This is a genomic window from Streptomyces sp. NPDC002206, from assembly GCF_053593595.1.
In genome coordinates, this window is record NZ_JBSFCW010000096.1 from 1 (window position 1) to 1,309 (window position 1,309).

1 protein-coding gene is annotated in these 1,309 nt (G+C 66.5%); it reads left to right on the top strand.

Going from position 1 to position 1,309, the window contains the following annotated elements; all coding sequences use genetic code 11:
• Positions 1-46: 46 nt before the first annotated feature.
• Positions 47-1,276: an IS30 family transposase gene (locus ACWCP8_RS41175; RefSeq protein ID WP_451121686.1), complete on the top strand. Its 1,230-nt coding sequence runs from the start codon at positions 47-49 to the stop codon at positions 1,274-1,276.
• The last annotated feature ends 33 nt before the right edge of the window (positions 1,277-1,309 follow it).

A 1,309-nucleotide genomic window follows, 5' to 3' on the forward strand; every position in this document is an offset into this window, starting at 1 on the left:
CCTTCCGTTCTAGTGGTCGTCACAACACCCCAGCTCAAGGGGTGCGATGACGTTCGAGATCCGGAAGGATCGGAAGCCACAAGGACGCCGGATCCTGGTGCGTGAGCGGGAGGAATACTTCCGACTCATGGACCAGGGGGTGGGTAGTGGGGAAGCGTGCCGGATTGTCGGCATCGACCGGCGGACCGGTATGAGGTGGCGTAACGGCTGGCGGCCGTCGGGCCGGCACAAGGGAAGCCCGCCCGTGACGCGTCCGGGGACGCCTGAGGGCCCCTCGCGTTACTTGCGTGAGGCCGACCGGATCCATATAGCGGACCGGTTGCGGGAGAAGGCCTCGATTCGCACGATTGCCGCGGAGCTGGGCCGCAGCCCGTCCACGGTCAGCCGGGAGATCCACCGCAACTGCACTCCCGGCAGAGGCGGCCGGTGGCACTACCGGCCTCACGCCGCCCAGTCCCGTGCCGATGCCCGCAGGCCCCGGCCGAAGCCCGGGAAGATCGGTCAGAGCCCTGAGCTGCGAGAATTCATCCAGCAGCATCTGAGCAGGCGCTGGAGCCCCGAGCAGATCGTCCAGCAGCTCCGCCGGAACTTCCCCGACCGCCCGGAGATGCATGTGGTGCACGAGACGATCTACCAAGCCCTCTACGTCCAGGGCCGCGGAGAACTCCGCCGCGAACTGGCCAAAGCCCTGCGGACCGGACGGGTTATGCGCCGGCCGCACCGCCAGTCCTACAAGCGTCAGCCCCGCATGGCCAAAGACATGGTGATGATCAGCGAGCGTCCCGCAGAAGCGGCGGACCGGGCCATTCCTGGGCACTGGGAAGGCGACCTCATCATCGGCAAGGCCAACAAGTCCGCAATCGGCACACTCGTCGAGCGCTCCAGCCGCTTCGTCGCCCTCGTCCATCTGCCCGACGGCCGCCAGCCCGCCCACATGCGCGACGCACTCATCCAGACAGTCTCCACCCTCCCCGCTCAGCTCAGACGCTCTCTCACCTGGGACCAGGGCTCCGAGATGCACCTGCACAGTGAGTTCAGCACCGCCACGGACATGCCGGTCTACTTCTGCGATCCCGGCAGCCCCTGGCAACGCGGTTCGAACGAGAACACGAACGGCTTGCTCCGGCAGTACTTCCCCAAGAGCACCGACCTGGCCCGCTACGGACCAGAAGAGCTGGACGCCGTGGCCGCCGAACTCAACAGCCGCCCACGCAAAACGCTCTGCTGGGAAACCCCAGCCGAGCGTCTCGCTAAGCTCCTGGCAACAGCCAGTTGATCACCTGTGTTGCAACGACCCCTGGAATTCGCC

Excerpts from the sequence above, each read along its gene's own strand:
- ACWCP8_RS41175 (WP_451121686.1), top strand. The coding sequence starts at position 47 with ATGACGTTCGAGATCCGGAAGGATCGGAAGCCACAAGGACGCCGGATC.